Here is an 18,815-nt window from a genome sequence, read left to right as displayed (position 1 = left end):
AGAAGTGACAATGGCAAAATTTATTTTAAACGGCAAACCGATGACTGCCGATGTAGAGAGTGATACCCCTCTACTGTGGGTAATTCGTGACGAACTCAACATGACCGGCACCAAATTTGGTTGCGGTATTGGTACTTGTGGTGCTTGTACCGTTCATGTTGGCGGGCGTGCTACACGCTCATGTATTACGCCAGTATCGTCAGTTGAAGGAGCCGAAATAACTACGATTGAAGGGCTTTCTGAAACGGGCGATCATCCATTACAAGTTTCTTGGCAAAAGCTCCAGGTACCACAGTGTGGTTACTGCCAGTCAGGCCAAATTATGCAAGCTGCAGCACTACTAAAAGATATTCCTGAACCTTCAGACAAAGACATTGATGCTGTGATGGGCGGAAACTTATGTCGTTGTATGACCTACGTTCGTATTCGTGGTGCCATTCATGAAGCCGCAAACGCAATTAAGGAGAGCAACGATGAGCAGAATGCCTAAACGTGGATCGGCTGGTATAACCCGCCGTGGTTTTTTAATTGCTATGACAGCGGTAGGTGTCAGCTTTGGTTTCCCTCGCCACTTGATGGCAGCGATGGATCCTGCCAGCCCAGACGGTAAAGTACTCCCAAGCGAAGGCGACATTTACGAACCTTCTTTATGGTACTCAATCGATACTGCCGGCAAAATTAAAGTCAACATTATGCGCTCAGAAATGGGTCAACATGTTGGTACTGCTATTGCGCGTATTCTTGCTGATGAGCTCGAAGCCTCATGGGATGATGTCGAAATAATCCATGTTGACACCGATCCTCGCTGGGGTTACATGGTTACAGGTGGTAGTTGGTCTATTTCACAAAGCTGGCCAGTGTATCGTCAAGCAGGAGCCGCGGGCCGTACAGCCTTAATTGAAGCTGCCGCTAAAAAATGGGGTATTGCAGCAAAAGACTGTACAGCCAGTAACGGTAAAATTATTTCAAGTAAAGGCGAGCTGTCTTACGGTGAATTAGTCACCATGGGCTTAACACGTCAATTTACTGAAGAAGAACTTAAAACCCTGCCGTTGAAACCGAATGCCGATCTTAAACTGGTTGGCCAACAGGTGACGTCTCTTGATATCGCCAACAAGACCAACGGTAAAACCATATTTGGTATCGACGCTAAAGTTGATGGCATGGTGTACGCCAACCCTATTTTACCGCCGACACGTTATGGATCTAAAGTGGTTAAGTTTGATGACTCTGCAGCAAAAGCAGTTAAGGGTTATCAACAAACTATCGTACTAGATGATGCCAGTGGCAGTGTGCCAGGTTGGCTAATGGTTATCGCCAGCAGCTTTAATGCGGCCCAAAAAGCCTCTAAGCTCGTGAAAGTGACATGGGACGCAGGTGAAACGGCCAACGTGTCTGAAGCAGACATTATTGCTCATGGTAAAAAATTACTTAGCGACCAAACCAAAGGCAGTATTTTAGACACAGGCAATTCTGACACTGGGCCTGTATTTGCGAGTGCGAAAAGTACCATTGCTGAAGAATATATCACCAGCACAGTACTCCATGCGCAAATGGAACCGCTTAATGCTTTGGTATTTAAAAACCAAGACGGCATTTGGGAAGTGCATTCAGGTTGCCAGTGGCAATCACTAACCCTTCCCGTATTAGCCGCGGCATTAGGTGAAGAAGAAGCGAACATTGTTATTCGTACCTACATGTTAGGTGGTGGTTTTGGCCGCAGACTTAACGGCGACTATACCATTCCTGCTGCGTTGACCTCTAAAGCCTTAGGCGGTAAACCGGTTAAAATGGTGATGATACGTCCACAAGACATGCTATTTGACAGTGCGCGTTCTGCATCTGTTCAACAGTTAAAAATGGCATTTGATGATAAAAAAGCGGTTACCGCAATGGAACATCACGCCACTGCAGGTTGGCCAACTCAAGTATTAGCGCCAGGGTTTATGCCTAAAGGCACCAATGGCGAACCGTATGATCCGTTCTCGATTGCCGGAGCAGACCATTGGTACACTGTTGGTGCTCAAAAAGTACGCGCGGTATCGAATGATCTGGCTATTGCGACATTCAGACCAGGTTGGTTGCGTTCTGTTGGACCGGGTTGGACAAGTTGGGCAGTTGAAAGCTTTATGGATGAAGCTGCCCATCACGCGGGTAAAGATCCATTGCAGTTCCGCCTAGACATGCTTATTGCCGAAGGCCGAAATGCTGGTAGCACACCCGTTGCTGAAGGTGGCGCGGCTCGCCAAGCCGCAGTATTGAAAAAAGCTGCTGAGATGATTGGCTGGGGCACTCCGCAAGCCAAAGACACAGCGCTTGGCATTGCATCAACCTTTGGTCAAGAACGTGACATGCCAACATGGGTATCGTGTGCAGTACAAGTTCATGTCGACAAAAGCAACGGTATTGTCAATGTGCAAAAGCTCTATATTGCCATCGATGCCGGTATTATTGTTGACCCTAATGGTGCTGAAGCCCAATGTCAGGGTGCGGCATTGTGGGGATTATCGATGGCCTTGTATGAAGGTACTGAACTGCTTAATGGTCAGTATAAAGACTCAAACTTCGATACCTATACCCCACTGCGCTTAGGCCAAACTCCAGACGTTAAAATCGAGTTTATCCCAAGTAAAATGCCACCATCTGGCTTAGGTGAACCGGCAGTAACCCCTGTTGCTCCAGCTATTGCTAATGCAATCTACAATGCAGTCGGTGTACGTTTACGTAAAATTCCGATGAAGCCTAGCGACGTAAAAAGCGCGTTAACTAAAGCGTAATTTATCTGCTTTTACAGCTCAGTCTTAGTGATAATGACTGGGCTTTTTTATGTCTGCTACACTTGGTCGCTGTCATTCCTTAGACTGAGAAATAAATAATTTTATTTCTTCCTACTCGATTTTAAAAACGTCAATAAAAACAGTAGCCAAGCTTTATTCCTTCAGCAACAGAGCAATCGCACTGGTTAGTTTATTACCAAAAAGTAATGTTTTTCCCTTATAATTACGCCCAAGTATTGTCACATTGTTGAGTATCCTATGCCACACCGTCCACCTGTCAATTTAGAATCCATACTGCTAGAAGGTATAGAAGTCACTCCAAATTGTTTAGGTGTAATCAATAGTGATAAAGAAGTTATCTATTGTAATCAGCATTATGCTAGTATTTTTGGCGTCACCAAAGAACAAGCCATAGGTAAGAAGTCGAGCGACTTATTGCGTCACGCTTGGGAAGCCAAGCAAGGTGTAGTGATTAATACCAACGACTTTGAACAATGGCTTGATAATCTTCATAAACTGCATACAGAAAAAGCTCTCAACCAATATGAAACCGATTTATTAGACGGCCGCTGGTTTAAAATGACTCGGATTAATTTAGATAGCGGTAACATTATCATTATGGGTGTCGACATCACGCTGTTAAAGCAAGCCCAAAAATCATTAGAAAATGCTCATCAGCATATTGAAAGTTTAGTTAATACGGACCAATTAACAGGCGTGCATAATCGTCGCTCATATAACCAGCTGGCAAAACAAGAATGTGCCAGAGCCATAAGGTTTGACCAGCCGTTATCATTATTGGTTATCGACATAGATTACTTTAAAGTGATTAATGACAATTTTGGTCATGATGGCGGAGATAGCATACTCAAACAATTTTCCCAAATATGCACTGATTTACTGCGACAATCGGATTCTTTATACAGAATAGGTGGTGAGGAGTTTACCATCATCTTACCGATGACCGACGATGAAGGTGCAATGATCATTGCTGAGCGTGTTCGAGATCATATTGCCAAATACTCATTTCATACCACTCAAACAAATAAAAACATTAACGTTACAGTGTCTATAGGCGTAAGTTCATTAAGTGCCGGAGACAACGTAATACAAGATCTTTTTAGCCGAGCAGACAAGGCCATGTATTGCGCCAAACGTGGCGGGCGTAACCAAGTACAACTAGCGCAAGGTGAATAACCCCACACTATGACTTAACTATGGCAATCCGCCACGCATGCCTCAGACACTAAGGTTAATGTCCTTCAGCAAACAAGTAATTTAACCAGCCCTGCATTCTTAATAATACCTTTCGCATTACCGCGACATGGCTAAAATGATCGGTATAAATTGCTACTTGTCCTGCAACACCAGCGGGTAACGATTGTCTGATTACATCATCTTCGAGCTCAATCAACACCAACACTCGACCGCGTTGAAACAACATATTTGATGACTGTAAATTACCACTAAACTGGATCTCACCTTCTGCCATTGCGGGTAGGACTTTGGCAACTTTACCTTTAAACACTTGCCCAGGCATGGCATCAACTATCACTTCAGCTTCATCACCTTCTTTAAGGCGTAACAATGAGTTTTGCCAAAAAGCGCCAGCAAAATATCTTGTCTCATCAGGAATAAACGTCAGCGCGGGGCGTAAAGGAAAAGGCACAGCCATAGCGCCTTTTCGTAGTGCTAACTGAGTCACTACACCATCGGCTGGGGCTCTGACAACGGTTTGCTGTAAGTCATACTCAGCCTTGGCGAGTTCAGCTTGTAGACCTGCCACTTTCGTATTAACACCGTCAATATTTGACTCATATGCCAAACGAGTCCGCAGTCCCTCTGCTAAAGCTGCATCAAGTTGCGCAGATGAAGCTATATATAACTGGCGACGATTGTCGAGTTCAAGCTCAGTAAACGGTGAATTACGCCCTGCTTTTTTGCGACCGTCTTCATAGCGACGATAGACTGATTCAGTACGATCTTTATCTGCTGTTGCTTGTTCAACTTTAGCAGCAGCTATTTGAAAAGCAGCTTCCAGTTGTGGTACTTGCAGCTCAGCTTCTTTTAGAGCCGCTTGTTTTTGCTTAACTATTGAAAGGTACGGTGTAGGGTCAATTTTAAATAACACCTCACCTTCTTTCACTGGTGTGTTCGGCTTAACATTGACTTCTATCACCAATCCTTTAACTGCGGGCACTATTGGAATGGTGACAAAATACTCGCGAGCAAATCTCGAATAGGGATGGTTATAATTCATTAAAATTAATAAAGTACCAATTAATACAATTCCGCCAAGAATGGCCGTAGGCACAGTCCATTTGGTTAACGGAATTTTAAATACTTTAAAAACTGCAATACAAAATGCGGTATAAGTCAGTATGAGTAGTAAGTCCATGTCTATACCTCTTGTGAGTGTTCATCTGAAACGGGAGGAGCTGTGACGGCAGAACCTTGCTCTAATAGCGATAAACGATCCGTTAACAATGCGACGTCATTCATTAGCTCTTTAACTTCACCTTCGAGTATTAATTCTCGCTTTCTCGAATCACTAAACCCCCAACCTCTATCTTCGCGGTATAACGTGGCCCAAATCCATAAAAATGGCCAAATAGCATGCAAGGTAAATAAGCTTACCCAGCCAGCAATATGCAACGCATCTTGCTGTGGATGATTGCGTTTTTTAGCGATCTCGTAAGGGATATCATGAATCGCAATAATTCCATAAAAAATAAATATCACTACAAAAAAAATAATCCCTAACGCAAAATAATCTAAAAACATATCTCCTCCAAATTTCGAATTATCGTTATCAAAGTGCATTGTCTTAAATAAATAGTGAAACCAATTTCAGTATAGAACTGATTACAAAAAACACATTGAAACTGTTGAAACAATTAAGAAACCAAGCGGATTATCTATTTATAGTCATTACCTCTATTACTTATTTGCACGAATTAATGCTGTAAACATAGCTATTTTGAAGTTATTCACGCATAAAAAAGCCCTCGTTATTGGTTAACGCGGGCTTTAGATAATGTAAGCAACAATGGTTAAACCCTAGTCTCCTGCCATTTCTTGCAAAAACTCAAGTCGCTGCATTTCTTGTTCATCGGGTTGCCATGGCTCATCAGATAACGACTCAACAGCAAAGTCACCTAACTCGTAGGCAGGTTCCTCACTGTGGCCGTACTGAGTTAACTCACCGGGTACTGCTGGACGGCGCTCCAATACAAATGTACTCAGAACATAAGGACCTTTATATTGTGCTAACACCCCTTTATAGGCTTTAAGGTCCAGCTCTACAGAGCCTTCCGTCAACTTGTCTGAACCTGTTAGCAGTGCAATCGGCTGCTTATCTGCTGTATATAGATTGGCACGTAACCGATAATAACCGGCTTGCTCAACGTCCAATTTAACCGGGATTAACATATCACTGCCTGCTGCGCGTATATCCCCGACTCCGGTTATGATTGCCGTAGGGTGGCTATATTCTATGCCTGTTTTTAAGGTTTGTTTTTTACCCTTAGCACTAAAGGTAACACTGACCTCCATTGGACCATTCCAATCCTCTTCAGCATTGAGTTTTATAGTCCATTTGCCATTATTGCCTAGCATGGCTTCGCTAATTAATGCATCAGACCCACCAGCAAGTTCACTGTGTAACGCAGCACTTGCCCCAGTAACAACTAAGCCATTAACCACAAGATTAATGACCACAGGTTCAGGGAAACTAAAACGATACTTGGGCAACACAATACTGGCATTGGCTCCATCTTGAAGCTGCACCGGTTGAGGAATATAAGCATTTGGGTTAAGTAAATGCATATCATTAACCGATAATGGCATTGAGTAAGACGGCAACTCAAGTTCGCTAGCATAAGCCTCTGCCATGAACTGAAAACTGTCACTGATCGATTGTGGAAGCTTTTCAACCTCGGTCATCGTTTTAGCTTGCCTGTGTTTTACCACGTTAGGCTTGGTCGGCACAGTATCTTCCTGCTCGATAACAGCCGCACTCTGAGGCGGCTGAAGTGCCGACTCAGAAGTGTAAACCCAAAATCCTACAGCCGTAGTAATTAGGGTTATCGTTATAATGGTTTTTTTATATTTCATATACGCTTAGTTAGCTGCTTGATACACAAGTGCTGACATACTGGTTTTATTTGAATTATTAACCACTCTATAACGTGAACTAAATATCCACCAGCCACGTTTTTCATCATAAGTAGTAAATTGTAAGTCATCGCCATTGAGATAACTGGCACTACTATTGGCAGATGTCACCTCATCTTTGGCGCTATTTAAAATGGTGTCGCCATGGCTATAGCCTTCACTCATCAACATTGGGTAGTGATAAGGCATAAATCCGCTCGGGCCATTAGTCGAGGTGAGCTTGCCATCAAATTTAACACTGCGCGAACAACTGTTGTAATTGCCAACGGTCGCAGCACCACAACTAGAATGACTGGCAACAACGCCATCATCTTCGCCGGGTAAAAATGCCCCCGTCACACCGAGAAAGTCAGATCCGGCACCTGCAAAACGTAAACGCGGAACGCGGCTGTCGGGAAGTGCTGCCAATTGGCGTGCAGTATTCACTCGTAAGTCATTCAACACCCCAATATTGGATGACGACGGCAGTTCACCTAACCATAAAGATACTGCTAATTTTAATGTGCTATTAATTAAACCTGTACCACTGGCAACATTAACCGCTAAATCAGCCAATTCGACCCCACCACCCGCGCCAGAAAAGTCGAATGTGGTCACAATATTAAGCGGTGTTAAACCGGCATTTTGTAACCATAATGCTTGATTATCGATAATATAACGCATCACTAAATCGCCGGTGGAATGGGTCACGAACACACAACCGCTGTCACATGTTCCTGCACGTGACAATTGCTGTAGCTTAGGCCACACATATTCGCTAGTAATATTGCTCGCAATTCGTTCTTGCGACGGCCAATCAATCCGCTCGTCTGCACGGTCAAGCCAATACTGTGCCCAATATTCAGCACCATTTTCGCTCACCATCTCCCCAGTTGGTTTGCTTTGTAAATTATCAGGTTGAAAGCCGTGCACTAATACCACCGGATAGCCGCCAACGGCAGCCTGTGTTGCGCCACTAAATAGCCCTGCTAACAGTAATAACATTATTTTATTCATGGGTTGCCCTCATATTTATTCGCTACATCGGCTCGCGCCCGCGGTTGTGTTTTTTGTTTTTTGTTGCCGAATTGATCTATTTTGTTACAACTCCAGCTTCAAGATAGAGCAGAAAAAAAACAATGCAACCCTTAAAAACTCGGCTTTACAGGCCACAAATAGCCTTGGTGTTTGAATCAAGTTGAACGGTCTGTGATAAGGAACATGGGATATGTTTACAGGCAGTCACTCATGCGGGTATAAGCCGAAAAGGAGGAATTAACACGTATGTTTTAAGCTTTTACTCCAATATTGAATAAAAACTTATTTAAACAGCCTTTACACAACAATATATGGCGAAAGTATTTGAGATGACATTCAGAAAAATCATGCGGCAACCTTAGAGGTTATTAACACTAATAACATAAACGCTATGCATAATCGGTCTGAGTGGATTAAACACAAAAGCCCCATCGACTAATATCGACAGGGCTTTTATAGGCATTCATTCAACGCTTAATTGTACAAATATGTACTTAACGTCAATTATTATCTCATTTCTTAACCCAAGCTAAGGTTAATTATGATTTTTTAGCCGCGATAACAGCTTGCACTTGATTGATGGCGGTACCACCTAATACATCACGTTTCTCTAAACAGGCTTTAATAGTTAAATTAGGATAAACATCATCACTAATCACTTTAGCAAACTGTTGTAACTCAGCTACGGTTAAGTCTTCAATTGGCTTTTGCTGGTCAATGGCAAATACCACCACTTCGCCCACCACATGATGCGCTTCACGGAACGGCATGCCTTTAGCGACAAGATAATCAGCTAATTCGGTTGCATTAGCATAACCTTGTTGAGCGGCTACCAAGGCTTGTGGACGATTTACTTTTAAGCCAGACAATACTAGTGCCGCCATATCTAAGCAAATAGCCCAGCTGTCGACCACGTCAAATAAGCCTTCTTTATCTTCTTGCATGTCTTTGTTGTAAGCCAATGGCAAGGCTTTCATTGTGGTTAAAATCCCCATTAAGCTGCCATAAACACGGCCGGTTTTACCACGAATAAGCTCTAACGCATCTGGGTTTTTCTTTTGTGGCATCAGTGATGAGCCAGAAGTGACTTCATCGGCTAGTGAGATAAAGTTAGCTTCACCAGAGTTGAAGAAAATTAAGTCTTCTGCCATACGGCTTAGATGCATCATGCTGATTGACGCTGCACTGCATAATTCAACTACGTGATCGCGGTCTGACACGCTGTCTAAGCTGTTTAATGTTGGACGGGCAAAGTGTAATGCTGACGCTAATGCGTGGCGATTAATTGGGTAAGCGGTTCCGGCTAATGCACCAGAACCTAGCGGACATGAATCGGCGCGGCTTAATGCATCTTGCAGACGGCTAATGTCACGCTCATACATTTCCACATACGCTAATGCCCAGTGACCAAAAGTAACCGGCTGAGCGCGCTGTAAATGGGTGTAACCCGGCATAACCGCATCGACTTCACGCTCAGCAAGGGCTACTAACTCAGCATGCAATGTGCCTAAACGAGCAAGTAATGCCGCGCCTTCTTTTTTGCACCACAGTTTTAAATCTGTCGCAACTTGGTCATTACGTGAACGGCCCGTGTGGAGTTTTTTACCTAAATCGCCCACTTTGGCAATCAGCTTTTGTTCAACAAAGCTGTGAATATCTTCTGCGCCATTACTGATAATGGCTTGTGGATCATTACCCACCTCCACCAGCAATTCATTTAACGCTGCTTTTAAATCAGTACATTCTTGCGCAGTAATAATACCGACGCTGGCAATGGCGTCTGCCCATGCGATTGAACCGACAACGTCTTGTTCAAATAAGCGATAATCAACCGGCAGTGAGTCATTAAATAACTTAAAAAGTGCACTGGTTTCGCCCTGAAATCTTCCGCCCCATAACGCCATGTCGGTATCCTCTGTTTTGAAAACTGTTTTAAGAACTGGGTGTTTAATAATCGATTAAGTAACCTGAACTCAGGTTAGGTGATATTCACTTTCTTATAATGACTCTTTACCTTGCTAAAAGTCATTATAAAAAAGGCGCTTTGCAGCGCCTTTTATCGTTGCCGTTGAAACTATTTAGTATTTAGCGCGCGAATACGGCTAGCCAAAGAGTACAAACGGATAAAGCCTTCTGCATGTTTTTGATCGTATACGTCATCTTCACCGAAGGTAGCGAAAGATTCTGAATACAAGCTATTTGGCGAACGCTTTTTAACGGCTGTCGCTTGGCCTTTATACAGCTTAATCACGACATCACCATTAACTGATTCAGCTAATGATTCAGATGCGGCGATAAGTGATTTACATAACGGTGTAAACCAACGACCGTCGTATACTAGATGCGACATTTGGCCTGCAATTTGTTCACGCCAAGTACGGCTGGTTTTATCTAAAACCAATTCTTCAATAGCACGCAGACCAGCAAACATGACGGTGCCGCCAGGTGTTTCATAACAGCCACGAGACTTCATGCCCACTAAACGGTTTTCAGTAATGTCGATACGACCTACGCCGTGCTTACCGGCGATATCATTTAACTTCATTAATGCAGCGTATGGTGATAATGCTTCCTCATTTACATGAGTAACACGGCCATTTTTAATTGCTAATGACACATATTCTGGTTCGTTTGGTGCGTCTTCTGGCGCGACAGTAAGTGTCCACACGCCTTTTGATGGTTCGTTCCACGGATCTTCTAATTCGCCGCCTTCATGGGAAATGTGCCATGCATTGGCATCGCGACTATAAATTTTGGTCGCTGATGCGCTGGTTTTGATATTACGCTCAGCAAGGTAATCGAGTAAGTCTTCACGGCTACGCATTTCCCATTCACGCCAAGGTGCAATCACTTTTAAGTCTGGCGCTAATGCAGCAAAACAACCTTCAAAACGTACCTGGTCGTTACCTTTACCGGTACAACCATGACAAACCGCATCGGCGCCCACTTTACGGGCCACTTCTACTTGCGCTTTAGCAATAATAGGGCGCGCCATTGAAGTACCTAATAAGTAAGTACCTTCATAAATTGCACCTGTTGCGATAGTTGGATAGATGTAATCGGCAACAAACTCTTCTTTAAGGTCTACGATATGACATTCGCTTGCACCTGAAGCTAATGCCTTTTCAGTTAGGCCAACGAGCTCTTCTTCGCCCTGACCTACATCGGCACAAAATGCGACGATTTCGCAGTCGTCATAGGTTTCTTTTAGCCACGGGATAATAGCTGAGGTGTCTAAACCACCCGAATATGCCAATACCACTTTTTTAACGCCGGTTTTTTTCACTGCATTAGACATGTTTATTTCCTAGAATCAATTACGTATATGGTCAATGTTAATAATGCCAACGGCACTATTGTCTTAATCTTTTGACTAACTTAATAAGGTTACTAATACTGCATTTTGCGCATGCATACGATTTTCTGCTTGATGTAAAATCAATGATCCTTCGCCATCCATAACTTCATCAGTCACTTCTACACCACGATGTGCTGGCAAACAATGCATAAAGAATTTAGCGCCAGCTTGAGCCATTAGATCGCTATTAACTTGGTACGGTGCAAAACGGGCTTTAATATCGGCAAGCGGTGTTTCATCACCCATGGAAATCCAGGTGTCGGTGTAAATAGCATCATGGCCTTCAATGGCATTAATGTCTGCACTTAGGGTTAACTTGCCACCATTTTGCTTTGCTAACGCTTGTGCTTCAGTCACGATAAGTGCATCAGGGAATGCGCCTTCTGGGCAAATCACTGTCATGGTCATGCCTAAAATCGCAGCGCCATAAATTAATGAATGTGTGACATTATTACCATCACCAACATAAGCTAATTTGGCTTTGCTGACATCATCAAACTGCTCTGATAGTGTTAAAAAGTCAGCTAACGCTTGGCATGGATGATACAAATCAGATAAAGCATTAATGACCGGTACGCTGCCATGTTGAGCTAATTTTTCGATGGTTGTGTGTGAATATGTTCTGGCAACAATGGCATCGGCCCAACATGAAATGTTTGTCGCAAAATCAGCCACTGTTTCACGTTGTCCCAACGCACCATTTTGTTGGTCTAAGTATAAGCAGTGACCACCTAATTTGTTAATGCCAATGTCAAAGCTGACTCGGGTGCGCAGTGATGGCTTTTCAAATAGCATCACAACGCTTTTTCCATCTAAGGCACGACGGTACTCAGCAGGGTTATTCTTAATTTTTTTAGCCAGATCAATAATGGCTAAAAGCTGAGATTGAGTTAACTCTTTTATCGACAATAGGTGCTGCATATTCTACTACTCCATTAAGGTTGTATTTGAGTCCCGACGGACCCACCTTTTACTAATGTTTTTAACTGTTCGGCATCGCGCCACGAAGCAACTTGCACAGGTTTTCCCATCCATTGAGCAACTTCTAAAGCGGCTTCAACTTTAACTTTCATGCCTTTCTCTATCACCCCTTGGGCGACTAAGTATTCGATTTCACTTTTGTTTAAGCTACTAATTAGCTGGCCTTTGCCATCTAACACACCGGACACATCGGACAACAGCACTAGCGTACCGTTGACTAATTTGGCCAAGGCTGTAGCTGCTTGGTCTGCATTAACGTTTAACATTTCACCTTGGCTAGAAATAGCAATTGAACTGCAAATTGGCATCCAACCTTGGCTTAAAATAAAGTTTAAATAGGTGGCGTCTTTTGGTTCAACTTCGCCCACTAACCCTAAACGCTCATTTTTAATTTTAGCTGTTACGGTGTTGCCATCGCCTAAACTCATGCCCACACTAATAATGCCGGCTTTGGCTGCCGCGGCTTGTAAAATTTTGTTCGAAGTACCAGCTAATGCACCCACAATAATAGGAATTTGATCTTCTGGCGTAACACGTAAACCGTCTAATTTAACCGTTTCTTTGCCATTAGCCGTTAATTGTTCATCAACCAAACAACCGCCACCATGCACTAATATCACTTGTTGACCCGCAGCAAGCATTTCTGCTGCAGCAGTCATCAAACGTGCCATACCCATTTCGCATTGAAGTAATGCACCACCGACTTTTAACACTAATACTGATTTTGTAGCCATTATTGTTATTCCTTTGCTAATGCAACTCGATTACACACCGAAATGGATTTTCATGCACTGTAGCCCTTGGCTAGCAGCACCTTTCATTAAATTATCAATCGCACTAGCGACCACTAAATAACCACTATTAGCATCGTACTTCCAACCTATATGACAATTAGGTGTGTGCACAACATCATCTACTTTTGGGAACATATTATGTTTAACCGTCACGATTGGTTCTTTGTCATATACGCTATAGGCTTTTTCTATGTCAGCTTCAGTAGTACCCGGTTTCAGCTGTACGGTAATAGTCGCCAAAATGCCACGCTTAAAATTGCCTAGATGTGGCGTAAAAATGACTTCTTGACCCAAATGAGTCGCAATTTCAGGTTGATGTCTGTGACCTAATACACCGTATGGTGTTAGGCTGACTTCGCAAAAATTAGTGTGTAATTGTGCTTTACGTCCCGCACCAGTGACGCCACTAACGGCATTGATCACCGGATACATAGACGTTAAAAACGGCTTAAGTGGTTTTAATGCCAATAAAGACGCCGTTGGGTAGCAACCTGCTACGGCAATCATTCTGGTTTGTTTAATTTTTTCGCGATTCCATTCTGCTAACCCATATACCGCTTCAGCTAACACTTCAGGATGAGTATGTTCAAAGCCATACCATTTAGGGTACTGAGCAACATCGGCAAAACGATAAGCTCCGCTTAAATCAAACACTGCTAGCCCTTGTTGATAAAACCATGCCGCAAGCTCTAAGCTTACTGAATGCTCAGTCGCTAAAATCACTGCATCGGCTTCGGCAACAATCTGCTTTTTTGCTTCATCCGATAACGGCGATAGCGTATAAGCCATATGGCTATAAGTAGGATATAAATCGGCTAATTTACGGCCTTTATCCAAACTGTTTTCCGACACATACAACCCTTGTACACTGAAGTTACTGTCGGCATTAATCAACGAGGTAATTTGTGCGCCGGTATAACCACTAGCGCCAATAATTGCGATGCTTTTCATAAGTTTGGTTTCTTTTTGATAATGATTGAGAGAAAGTGTCAGCATAGCCTATTTAGACGGGAGCCGCCTAATATTTAACTATCGTCGCAGGAAGTTCGCGTTGATTATTGATATAGTGGTTTTAGCAGTGTGAAAGCACATATTTATTTTCATTTCTAACGTTCTATTTATGGTGTCGGTTAATGCTGTTTGCTAGACTACCACAAGATATTAATTATGCAATATATGTGAATAAGTATTTTACACATTATTTTTTAAGGTAACCCATGAGCACACTACCAGATCTAAAAAGTTGTTTTACACAGCTGATTGCAGCGCCATCAATCAGCGCACTCGAAGCTGAACATGATATGAGTAACCATGCAGTTATTAACTTGTTGCAAAATTGGTTCAGTGAACTTGGTTTTGAGTGCGAAACTCCCACGGTTGCCGATTCGCGTAATAAACAGAATCTCATAGCTAGAATTGGCTCAGGCAGTGGTGGATTGTTGCTTGCCGGTCACACCGATACCGTACCTTTTGATGAAGGACTATGGAGCCAAAGCCCATTTGAGATGGTAGAAAAAAACAATCGTTGGTATGGATTAGGAACGTGTGACATGAAAGGTTTTTTTGCTTTAGTACTTGAAGCATTAAAAGACATGCCGCTAGATCAATTTAAGCGTCCACTGACTATTTTTGCTAGTGCTGATGAAGAAACGACCATGAGTGGCGCCAAAGCATTTGCGGATTCAAAGGTTGTCGCCCCTGACTTTGCCGTTATAGGTGAACCCACCAGCTTAAAGCCGGTATACATGCATAAAGGACAAATAGCTCAAGGGATCCATGTCATTGGTCGTAGCGGTCATTCATCTGATCCTGCCCGCGGCTTAAATGCGATTGAGATTATGCATAAAGTGATTAGTCAATTAATGAAACTTAAGCAGCATTTAAGTGAAAATTACCGCGAAGATGCATTTACAGTGCCTTACCCCACCATGAATTTTGGCCATATTCATGGTGGTGATGCTGCTAACCGTATTTGTGGTTGCTGCGATTTGCACTTAGATATTCGCCCATTGCCCGGTATGGAGTTAGCTGAACTCGAATTAATGGTACTGCACTACTTATCTGATATCAGTAAGGAGTATCCTGGTAGTATAAGTGTCAGCACCTTGTATCCGGGGGCTGAATCATTTGCTGGAAAAGCAGATAATCCATGGACTAAATTAGTGGCAGAGCTGTCTGGTAACGAAGCCGAAGTGGTGAATTATTCGACTGAAGCACCTTATATAAACAAGCTAGGTTGCCAAACTCTGGTTCTCGGCCCAGGAAGCATTAATCAAGCCCACCAGCCAGACGAATTTATTGGCTTAGAGTACTTAACACCAACGGTCGATTTAATTAAGAAAATGATTTATCACGCTTGTATTAAGTGATTGTTGATTTAGGTTTTATGTCATTACATGAATGTAACATTTTTACGAAATAAAATTACCAAACAGTCAGTTCGTGTATTGACCAATATTAATACGCTGAGTATTGTTATAAGTAAGCTATAGGCAAAATCGTTCTTTTTTCGGGAGTAGGTATGACAGAGCAAACGGCAGATATGTATGCGTCACTTCGATCAAATGTGGGGCATTTAGGCCAGATATTAGGCGAGACAATGCAGAATCATTTAGGTGATGCATTTTTAGAAAAAGTAGAACAAATTCGTATTTTAGCGAAAAAATCTCGTCAAGGTGACGAAGCGTCTCGAGAGCAAATGTTAGCGTTATTAACTTCCTTACCCGATGAACAACTGGTTCCCTTCGCTAAAGCTTTCAACCAATTTTTGAATTTAGCTAACATTGCAGAACAATTTCACACCATTAGCCGCAATTGCGATGAATTAGTTTGTGTGCCCGACCCAGTAGAACAACTTCTTGGACGCATGCTTGATACCGATTTAGATAAAAAAGATGTTATTAAGAGCTTAAAGAACTTAGACATTGATTTGGTATTAACCGCGCATCCAACAGAAATTTCTCGTCGTACGTTAATTCAAAAATACGCTGCGGTAGTAGATTGCTTAACTGAGCAAGAAAATTCTCAACTGACTGATCGCGAGCGTAAACAAAGTACCCTGCGCCTTCGTCAGCTTATAGCGCAAATTTGGCATACCAACGAGATCCGCAGCGAACGCCCAACCCCTGTTGATGAAGCACGTTGGGGTTTAAGCACTATCGAAACATCATTATGGCAGGCTATTCCTGATTTTTTACGTCAACTCAATGATCAACTTGAGCAAAAGACTGGTCAACAATTGCCTATTGATGTCTCTCCAGTAAGATTTTCAAGCTGGATGGGCGGTGACCGCGACGGTAATCCTTTTGTGACGTCAACCGTCACCCAAGAAGTGTTAGACCGTAATCGTCATGCTGCAGCAAGATTGTACTTAAAAGATATTGTTACTTTGCTTGGCGAACTGTCGATGGATCAAGCTAATGCTGAATTATCAGCATTAACAGACAACAGCAAAGAACCGTACCGCGAAGTATTGCGTAAATTACGTTGCCAATTACGAAACACTATCGATTACCTTAATGCTCGTCTTGAAGGTAAAAAACCTGACGTTGATACCCGCGAATTAATTTGGCACAAAACAGATTTACTTGAGCCACTTGAACTACTTTATAAAAGCTTGTGCGATTGCGGTATGAAGTTGATCGCCAATGGGCTGTTACTCGACATCTTACGTCGTTTAGCTTGTTTTGGTATTCACATGCTACGTCTAGATATTCGCCAAGATGCAACTCGCCACAGCGACGTAATAGCCGAACTCACCCGTTATTTGGGGATGGGCGATTACAATCATTGGGACGAGAATGAAAAACAGGCGTTTTTACTACGAGAATTAACCAATAAGCGCCCATTGATCCCAACACATTGGCAACCAAGTGATGACGTAGCAGAAGTTGTGAGAACCTGTAATTTAGTCGCCCAACAACCCGCCAATGCTTTAGGGTCGTATGTTATCTCTATGGCGAGTAAACCATCTGATGTATTAACCGTATTATTACTATTAAAAGAAGCTGGCTGCACTAACCCAATGCGTGTAGTACCGTTATTTGAAACCCTAGCGGACTTAGAGGGTGCCGCCGATTGCATGACTTCACTACTGAATATTGATTGGTATCGAGGTTACACTAAAGGCATGCAAGAAGTGATGATTGGTTACTCTGACTCAGCTAAAGATGCTGGTGTAATGGCTGCGGCTTGGGCGCAATATCGTGCTCAGGAGCAGTTAGTTGCAGTGTGTAAAAAAGCCGACGTTAAATTGATGCTATTCCATGGCCGTGGTGGTTCAATCGGCCGTGGGGGCGGACCAGCTCATAAAGCCATTTTATCGCAACCACCAGGTTCGGTTGATGGTCGTATCCGCGTAACCGAACAAGGCGAAATGATCCGCTTTAAGTTTGGTTTGCCAAAATTAGCGGTACAGAGTTTAGCGCTATATACCTCAGCCGTATTAGAAGCAACTCTATTACCGCCACCAGAGCCCAAAAAATCATGGCGTGATTGTATGCAACGCATTGCTGAAGAGTCTGTAAAGTCTTATCGCAGTATTGTTCGTGAAGAGCCTGACTTTGTTGAGTACTTCAGAACAGCCACTCCCGAAGTAGAACTCGGGAAATTGCCTCTTGGCAGTCGCCCTGCAAAACGTAAGGTCGATGGCGGTATTGAAAGTTTACGTGCTATTCCGTGGATTTTTGCTTGGTCGCAAAACCGCTTAATGTTACCCGCTTGGCTTGGTGCTGGCGAAGCCTTGCAAGCCGCTGCAGATCGAGGTGAGCTTGAACTACTTCGTGAAATGGAACAGCAATGGCCATTTTTTGAAACCCGTATTTCAATGCTAGAAATGGTCTACACCAAAGCAGAGCCTCATCTAGCCGCGTATTACGAACTATGTTTAGTCAAACCAGAGCTACATCATTTAGGTGAAAAACTACGTCAGCGCCTGCAATTAGGAATTGATGCGGTATTATCATTAACTCAGGCTACAGAGTTAATGGCACACACTCCTTGGAGTCGTGAGTCTGTTAAATTACGTAACCCATACATCGACCCACTTAACTTCTTACAAACCGAGCTATTAGCCCGTACACGTAGAGAAGTTGAGCCATCTGCCGATGTTCAACTAGCACTTATGCTGACCATTGCCGGCGTAGCAGCAGGAATGAGAAACACTGGATGATAACCTTGGTTAAAACCCTTAGACTTGGTTTGTTATTACTACTGACTGGCTGTGCCAGTCAGTACAGCATCACCGAGTCAGAAATAGAGCAATATCTTAATAAAGATATGCATTTTGAGGTAAAACAAGGCAACAGGTTAATTGGAGTCTCGCTTAAACTAAATGATATGCAGGTAGTATTGGGCGCCAAGCCAAATACTATGGCGGTGACAGCAGCAACAGTCATCACGGTGAATAACCCATTACTCCCGATACACGCCAAACTAAAAACGACATTTGAAGCAGTGCCTTGGTATGACAGTAATACTAAAAGTGTTTATCTTCGTCAGCTAAACTTAGTCAAGGTTGAGTCAGAACCTGCTGATATTGAACGTTACATCAGCCAAGCGACGCCACAATTAATGGGCTTTTTGCGTAATTATCTCGAAAATCAACCAGTGTACACACTTGACACTCGAGACAGTAACCAAGCATTAATGGCTAAAATGACCAAAGAGATAGCAGTGCAAAAAGGTAAATTAGTAGTGAAGTTTTAACGTTTA

The 18,815-nt window shown here is 43.0% G+C and carries 15 protein-coding genes; 6 read left to right on the top strand and 9 right to left on the bottom strand.

Annotated elements, in window-relative coordinates:
• Positions 1-10: 10 nt before the first annotated feature.
• From ABIS04_RS00865 to ABIS04_RS00855, 3 genes are all read left to right on the top strand, one after another.
• Positions 11-490, top strand: coding sequence for a (2Fe-2S)-binding protein (locus ABIS04_RS00865; RefSeq protein WP_137223814.1), 480 nt, complete (start codon positions 11-13; stop codon positions 488-490).
• Positions 474-2,777 carry a molybdopterin cofactor-binding domain-containing protein gene (locus ABIS04_RS00860; protein WP_350432279.1) on the top strand — a complete coding sequence of 768 codons (2,304 nt, stop codon included), beginning with the start codon at positions 474-476 and terminating at the stop codon, positions 2,775-2,777. Before ABIS04_RS00865 ends, ABIS04_RS00860 begins: the two co-directional genes overlap by 17 nt.
• Positions 2,778-3,035: 258 nt before the next feature.
• On the top strand, positions 3,036-3,974 hold the full coding sequence (locus ABIS04_RS00855) for a sensor domain-containing diguanylate cyclase (protein ID WP_137223818.1): 939 nt from the start codon (positions 3,036-3,038) through the stop codon (positions 3,972-3,974).
• 55 nt (positions 3,975-4,029) lie between these two features.
• Here ABIS04_RS00855 and ABIS04_RS00850 read toward each other — a convergent pair whose 3' ends face one another.
• The 9 genes from ABIS04_RS00850 to argC all read right to left on the bottom strand — a co-directional run bounded on the left by ABIS04_RS00850 (position 4,030) and on the right by argC (position 14,054).
• Positions 4,030-5,175 (bottom strand): HlyD family secretion protein, encoded by a 1,146-nt coding sequence (locus tag ABIS04_RS00850; protein WP_137223820.1) that lies wholly within the window; start codon positions 5,173-5,175, stop codon positions 4,030-4,032.
• 2 nt (positions 5,176-5,177) lie between these two features.
• Positions 5,178-5,561: a DUF3302 domain-containing protein gene (locus ABIS04_RS00845; protein ID WP_137223822.1), complete on the bottom strand. Its 384-nt coding sequence runs from the start codon at positions 5,559-5,561 to the stop codon at positions 5,178-5,180.
• Positions 5,562-5,837: 276 nt separating this feature from the next.
• Positions 5,838-6,893 carry a hypothetical protein gene (locus ABIS04_RS00840; RefSeq protein WP_350432278.1) on the bottom strand — a complete coding sequence of 352 codons (1,056 nt, stop codon included), beginning with the start codon at positions 6,891-6,893 and terminating at the stop codon, positions 5,838-5,840.
• 6 nt (positions 6,894-6,899) lie between these two features.
• On the bottom strand, positions 6,900-7,949 hold the full coding sequence (locus tag ABIS04_RS00835) for a hypothetical protein (protein WP_350432276.1): 1,050 nt from the start codon (positions 7,947-7,949) through the stop codon (positions 6,900-6,902).
• 560 nt (positions 7,950-8,509) lie between these two features.
• A complete protein-coding gene (argH, locus tag ABIS04_RS00830) occupies positions 8,510-9,874 on the bottom strand; it encodes an argininosuccinate lyase (protein ID WP_350432275.1) in 1,365 nt (454 codons plus the stop codon).
• Positions 9,875-10,044: 170 nt separating this feature from the next.
• Entirely contained in the window at positions 10,045-11,268 is a 1,224-nt protein-coding gene (locus ABIS04_RS00825) for an argininosuccinate synthase (RefSeq protein WP_350432273.1), read from the bottom strand.
• 75 nt (positions 11,269-11,343) lie between these two features.
• Entirely contained in the window at positions 11,344-12,249 is a 906-nt protein-coding gene (locus ABIS04_RS00820) for an ornithine carbamoyltransferase (RefSeq protein WP_350432271.1), read from the bottom strand.
• A gap of 14 nt (positions 12,250-12,263) precedes the next feature.
• Positions 12,264-13,043, bottom strand: coding sequence for an acetylglutamate kinase (argB, locus tag ABIS04_RS00815; protein WP_350432269.1), 780 nt, complete (start codon positions 13,041-13,043; stop codon positions 12,264-12,266).
• A 30-nt stretch (positions 13,044-13,073) separates the two neighbouring features.
• Positions 13,074-14,054 (bottom strand): N-acetyl-gamma-glutamyl-phosphate reductase, encoded by a 981-nt coding sequence (gene argC / locus ABIS04_RS00810; protein WP_350432267.1) that lies wholly within the window; start codon positions 14,052-14,054, stop codon positions 13,074-13,076.
• Between the two features lie 266 nt (positions 14,055-14,320).
• Between argC and argE the strand changes: the two genes are divergently transcribed.
• The 3 genes from argE to ABIS04_RS00795 all read left to right on the top strand — a co-directional run bounded on the left by argE (position 14,321) and on the right by ABIS04_RS00795 (position 18,809).
• Complete coding sequence (gene argE, locus ABIS04_RS00805) at positions 14,321-15,472, top strand: acetylornithine deacetylase (protein WP_350432265.1); 1,152 nt, start codon at positions 14,321-14,323, stop codon at positions 15,470-15,472.
• A gap of 152 nt (positions 15,473-15,624) precedes the next feature.
• A complete protein-coding gene (ppc, locus tag ABIS04_RS00800; RefSeq protein WP_137223840.1) occupies positions 15,625-18,273 on the top strand; it encodes a phosphoenolpyruvate carboxylase in 2,649 nt (882 codons plus the stop codon).
• On the top strand, positions 18,270-18,809 hold the full coding sequence (locus tag ABIS04_RS00795; protein WP_137223841.1) for a DUF1439 domain-containing protein: 540 nt from the start codon (positions 18,270-18,272) through the stop codon (positions 18,807-18,809). Before ppc ends, ABIS04_RS00795 begins: the two co-directional genes overlap by 4 nt.
• The last annotated feature ends 6 nt before the right edge of the window (positions 18,810-18,815 follow it).

The sequence above is a fragment of the Shewanella sp. H8 genome (assembly GCF_040285065.1).
GTDB lineage: Bacteria > Pseudomonadota > Gammaproteobacteria > Enterobacterales > Shewanellaceae > Shewanella > Shewanella polaris.
Note: the sequence above shows the minus strand (reverse complement) of the source record. Positions and strands in the feature narration are given on the sequence as shown.

Bases quoted from the DNA above. Each gene is read 5' to 3' on its own strand.
- argB (WP_350432269.1), bottom strand. From the start codon at position 13,043: ATGGCTACAAAATCAGTATTAGTGTTAAAAGTCGGTGGTGCATTACTT.
- argH (WP_350432275.1), bottom strand. From the start codon at position 9,874: ATGGCGTTATGGGGCGGAAGATTTCAGGGCGAAACCAGTGCACTTTTT.
- ABIS04_RS00795 (WP_137223841.1), top strand. From the start codon at position 18,270: ATGATAACCTTGGTTAAAACCCTTAGACTTGGTTTGTTATTACTACTG.
- argE (WP_350432265.1), top strand. From the start codon at position 14,321: ATGAGCACACTACCAGATCTAAAAAGTTGTTTTACACAGCTGATTGCA.
- ABIS04_RS00850 (WP_137223820.1), bottom strand. From the start codon at position 5,175: ATGGACTTACTACTCATACTGACTTATACCGCATTTTGTATTGCAGTT.
- ABIS04_RS00855 (WP_137223818.1), top strand. From the start codon at position 3,036: ATGCCACACCGTCCACCTGTCAATTTAGAATCCATACTGCTAGAAGGT.
- ABIS04_RS00835 (WP_350432276.1), bottom strand. From the start codon at position 7,949: ATGAATAAAATAATGTTATTACTGTTAGCAGGGCTATTTAGTGGCGCA.
- argC (WP_350432267.1), bottom strand. From the start codon at position 14,054: ATGAAAAGCATCGCAATTATTGGCGCTAGTGGTTATACCGGCGCACAA.
- ABIS04_RS00820 (WP_350432271.1), bottom strand. From the start codon at position 12,249: ATGCAGCACCTATTGTCGATAAAAGAGTTAACTCAATCTCAGCTTTTA.
- ABIS04_RS00860 (WP_350432279.1), top strand. From the start codon at position 474: ATGAGCAGAATGCCTAAACGTGGATCGGCTGGTATAACCCGCCGTGGT.
- ABIS04_RS00825 (WP_350432273.1), bottom strand. From the start codon at position 11,268: ATGTCTAATGCAGTGAAAAAAACCGGCGTTAAAAAAGTGGTATTGGCA.
- ABIS04_RS00845 (WP_137223822.1), bottom strand. From the start codon at position 5,561: ATGTTTTTAGATTATTTTGCGTTAGGGATTATTTTTTTTGTAGTGATA.
- ABIS04_RS00865 (WP_137223814.1), top strand. From the start codon at position 11: ATGGCAAAATTTATTTTAAACGGCAAACCGATGACTGCCGATGTAGAG.
- ABIS04_RS00840 (WP_350432278.1), bottom strand. From the start codon at position 6,893: ATGAAATATAAAAAAACCATTATAACGATAACCCTAATTACTACGGCT.
- ppc (WP_137223840.1), top strand. From the start codon at position 15,625: ATGACAGAGCAAACGGCAGATATGTATGCGTCACTTCGATCAAATGTG.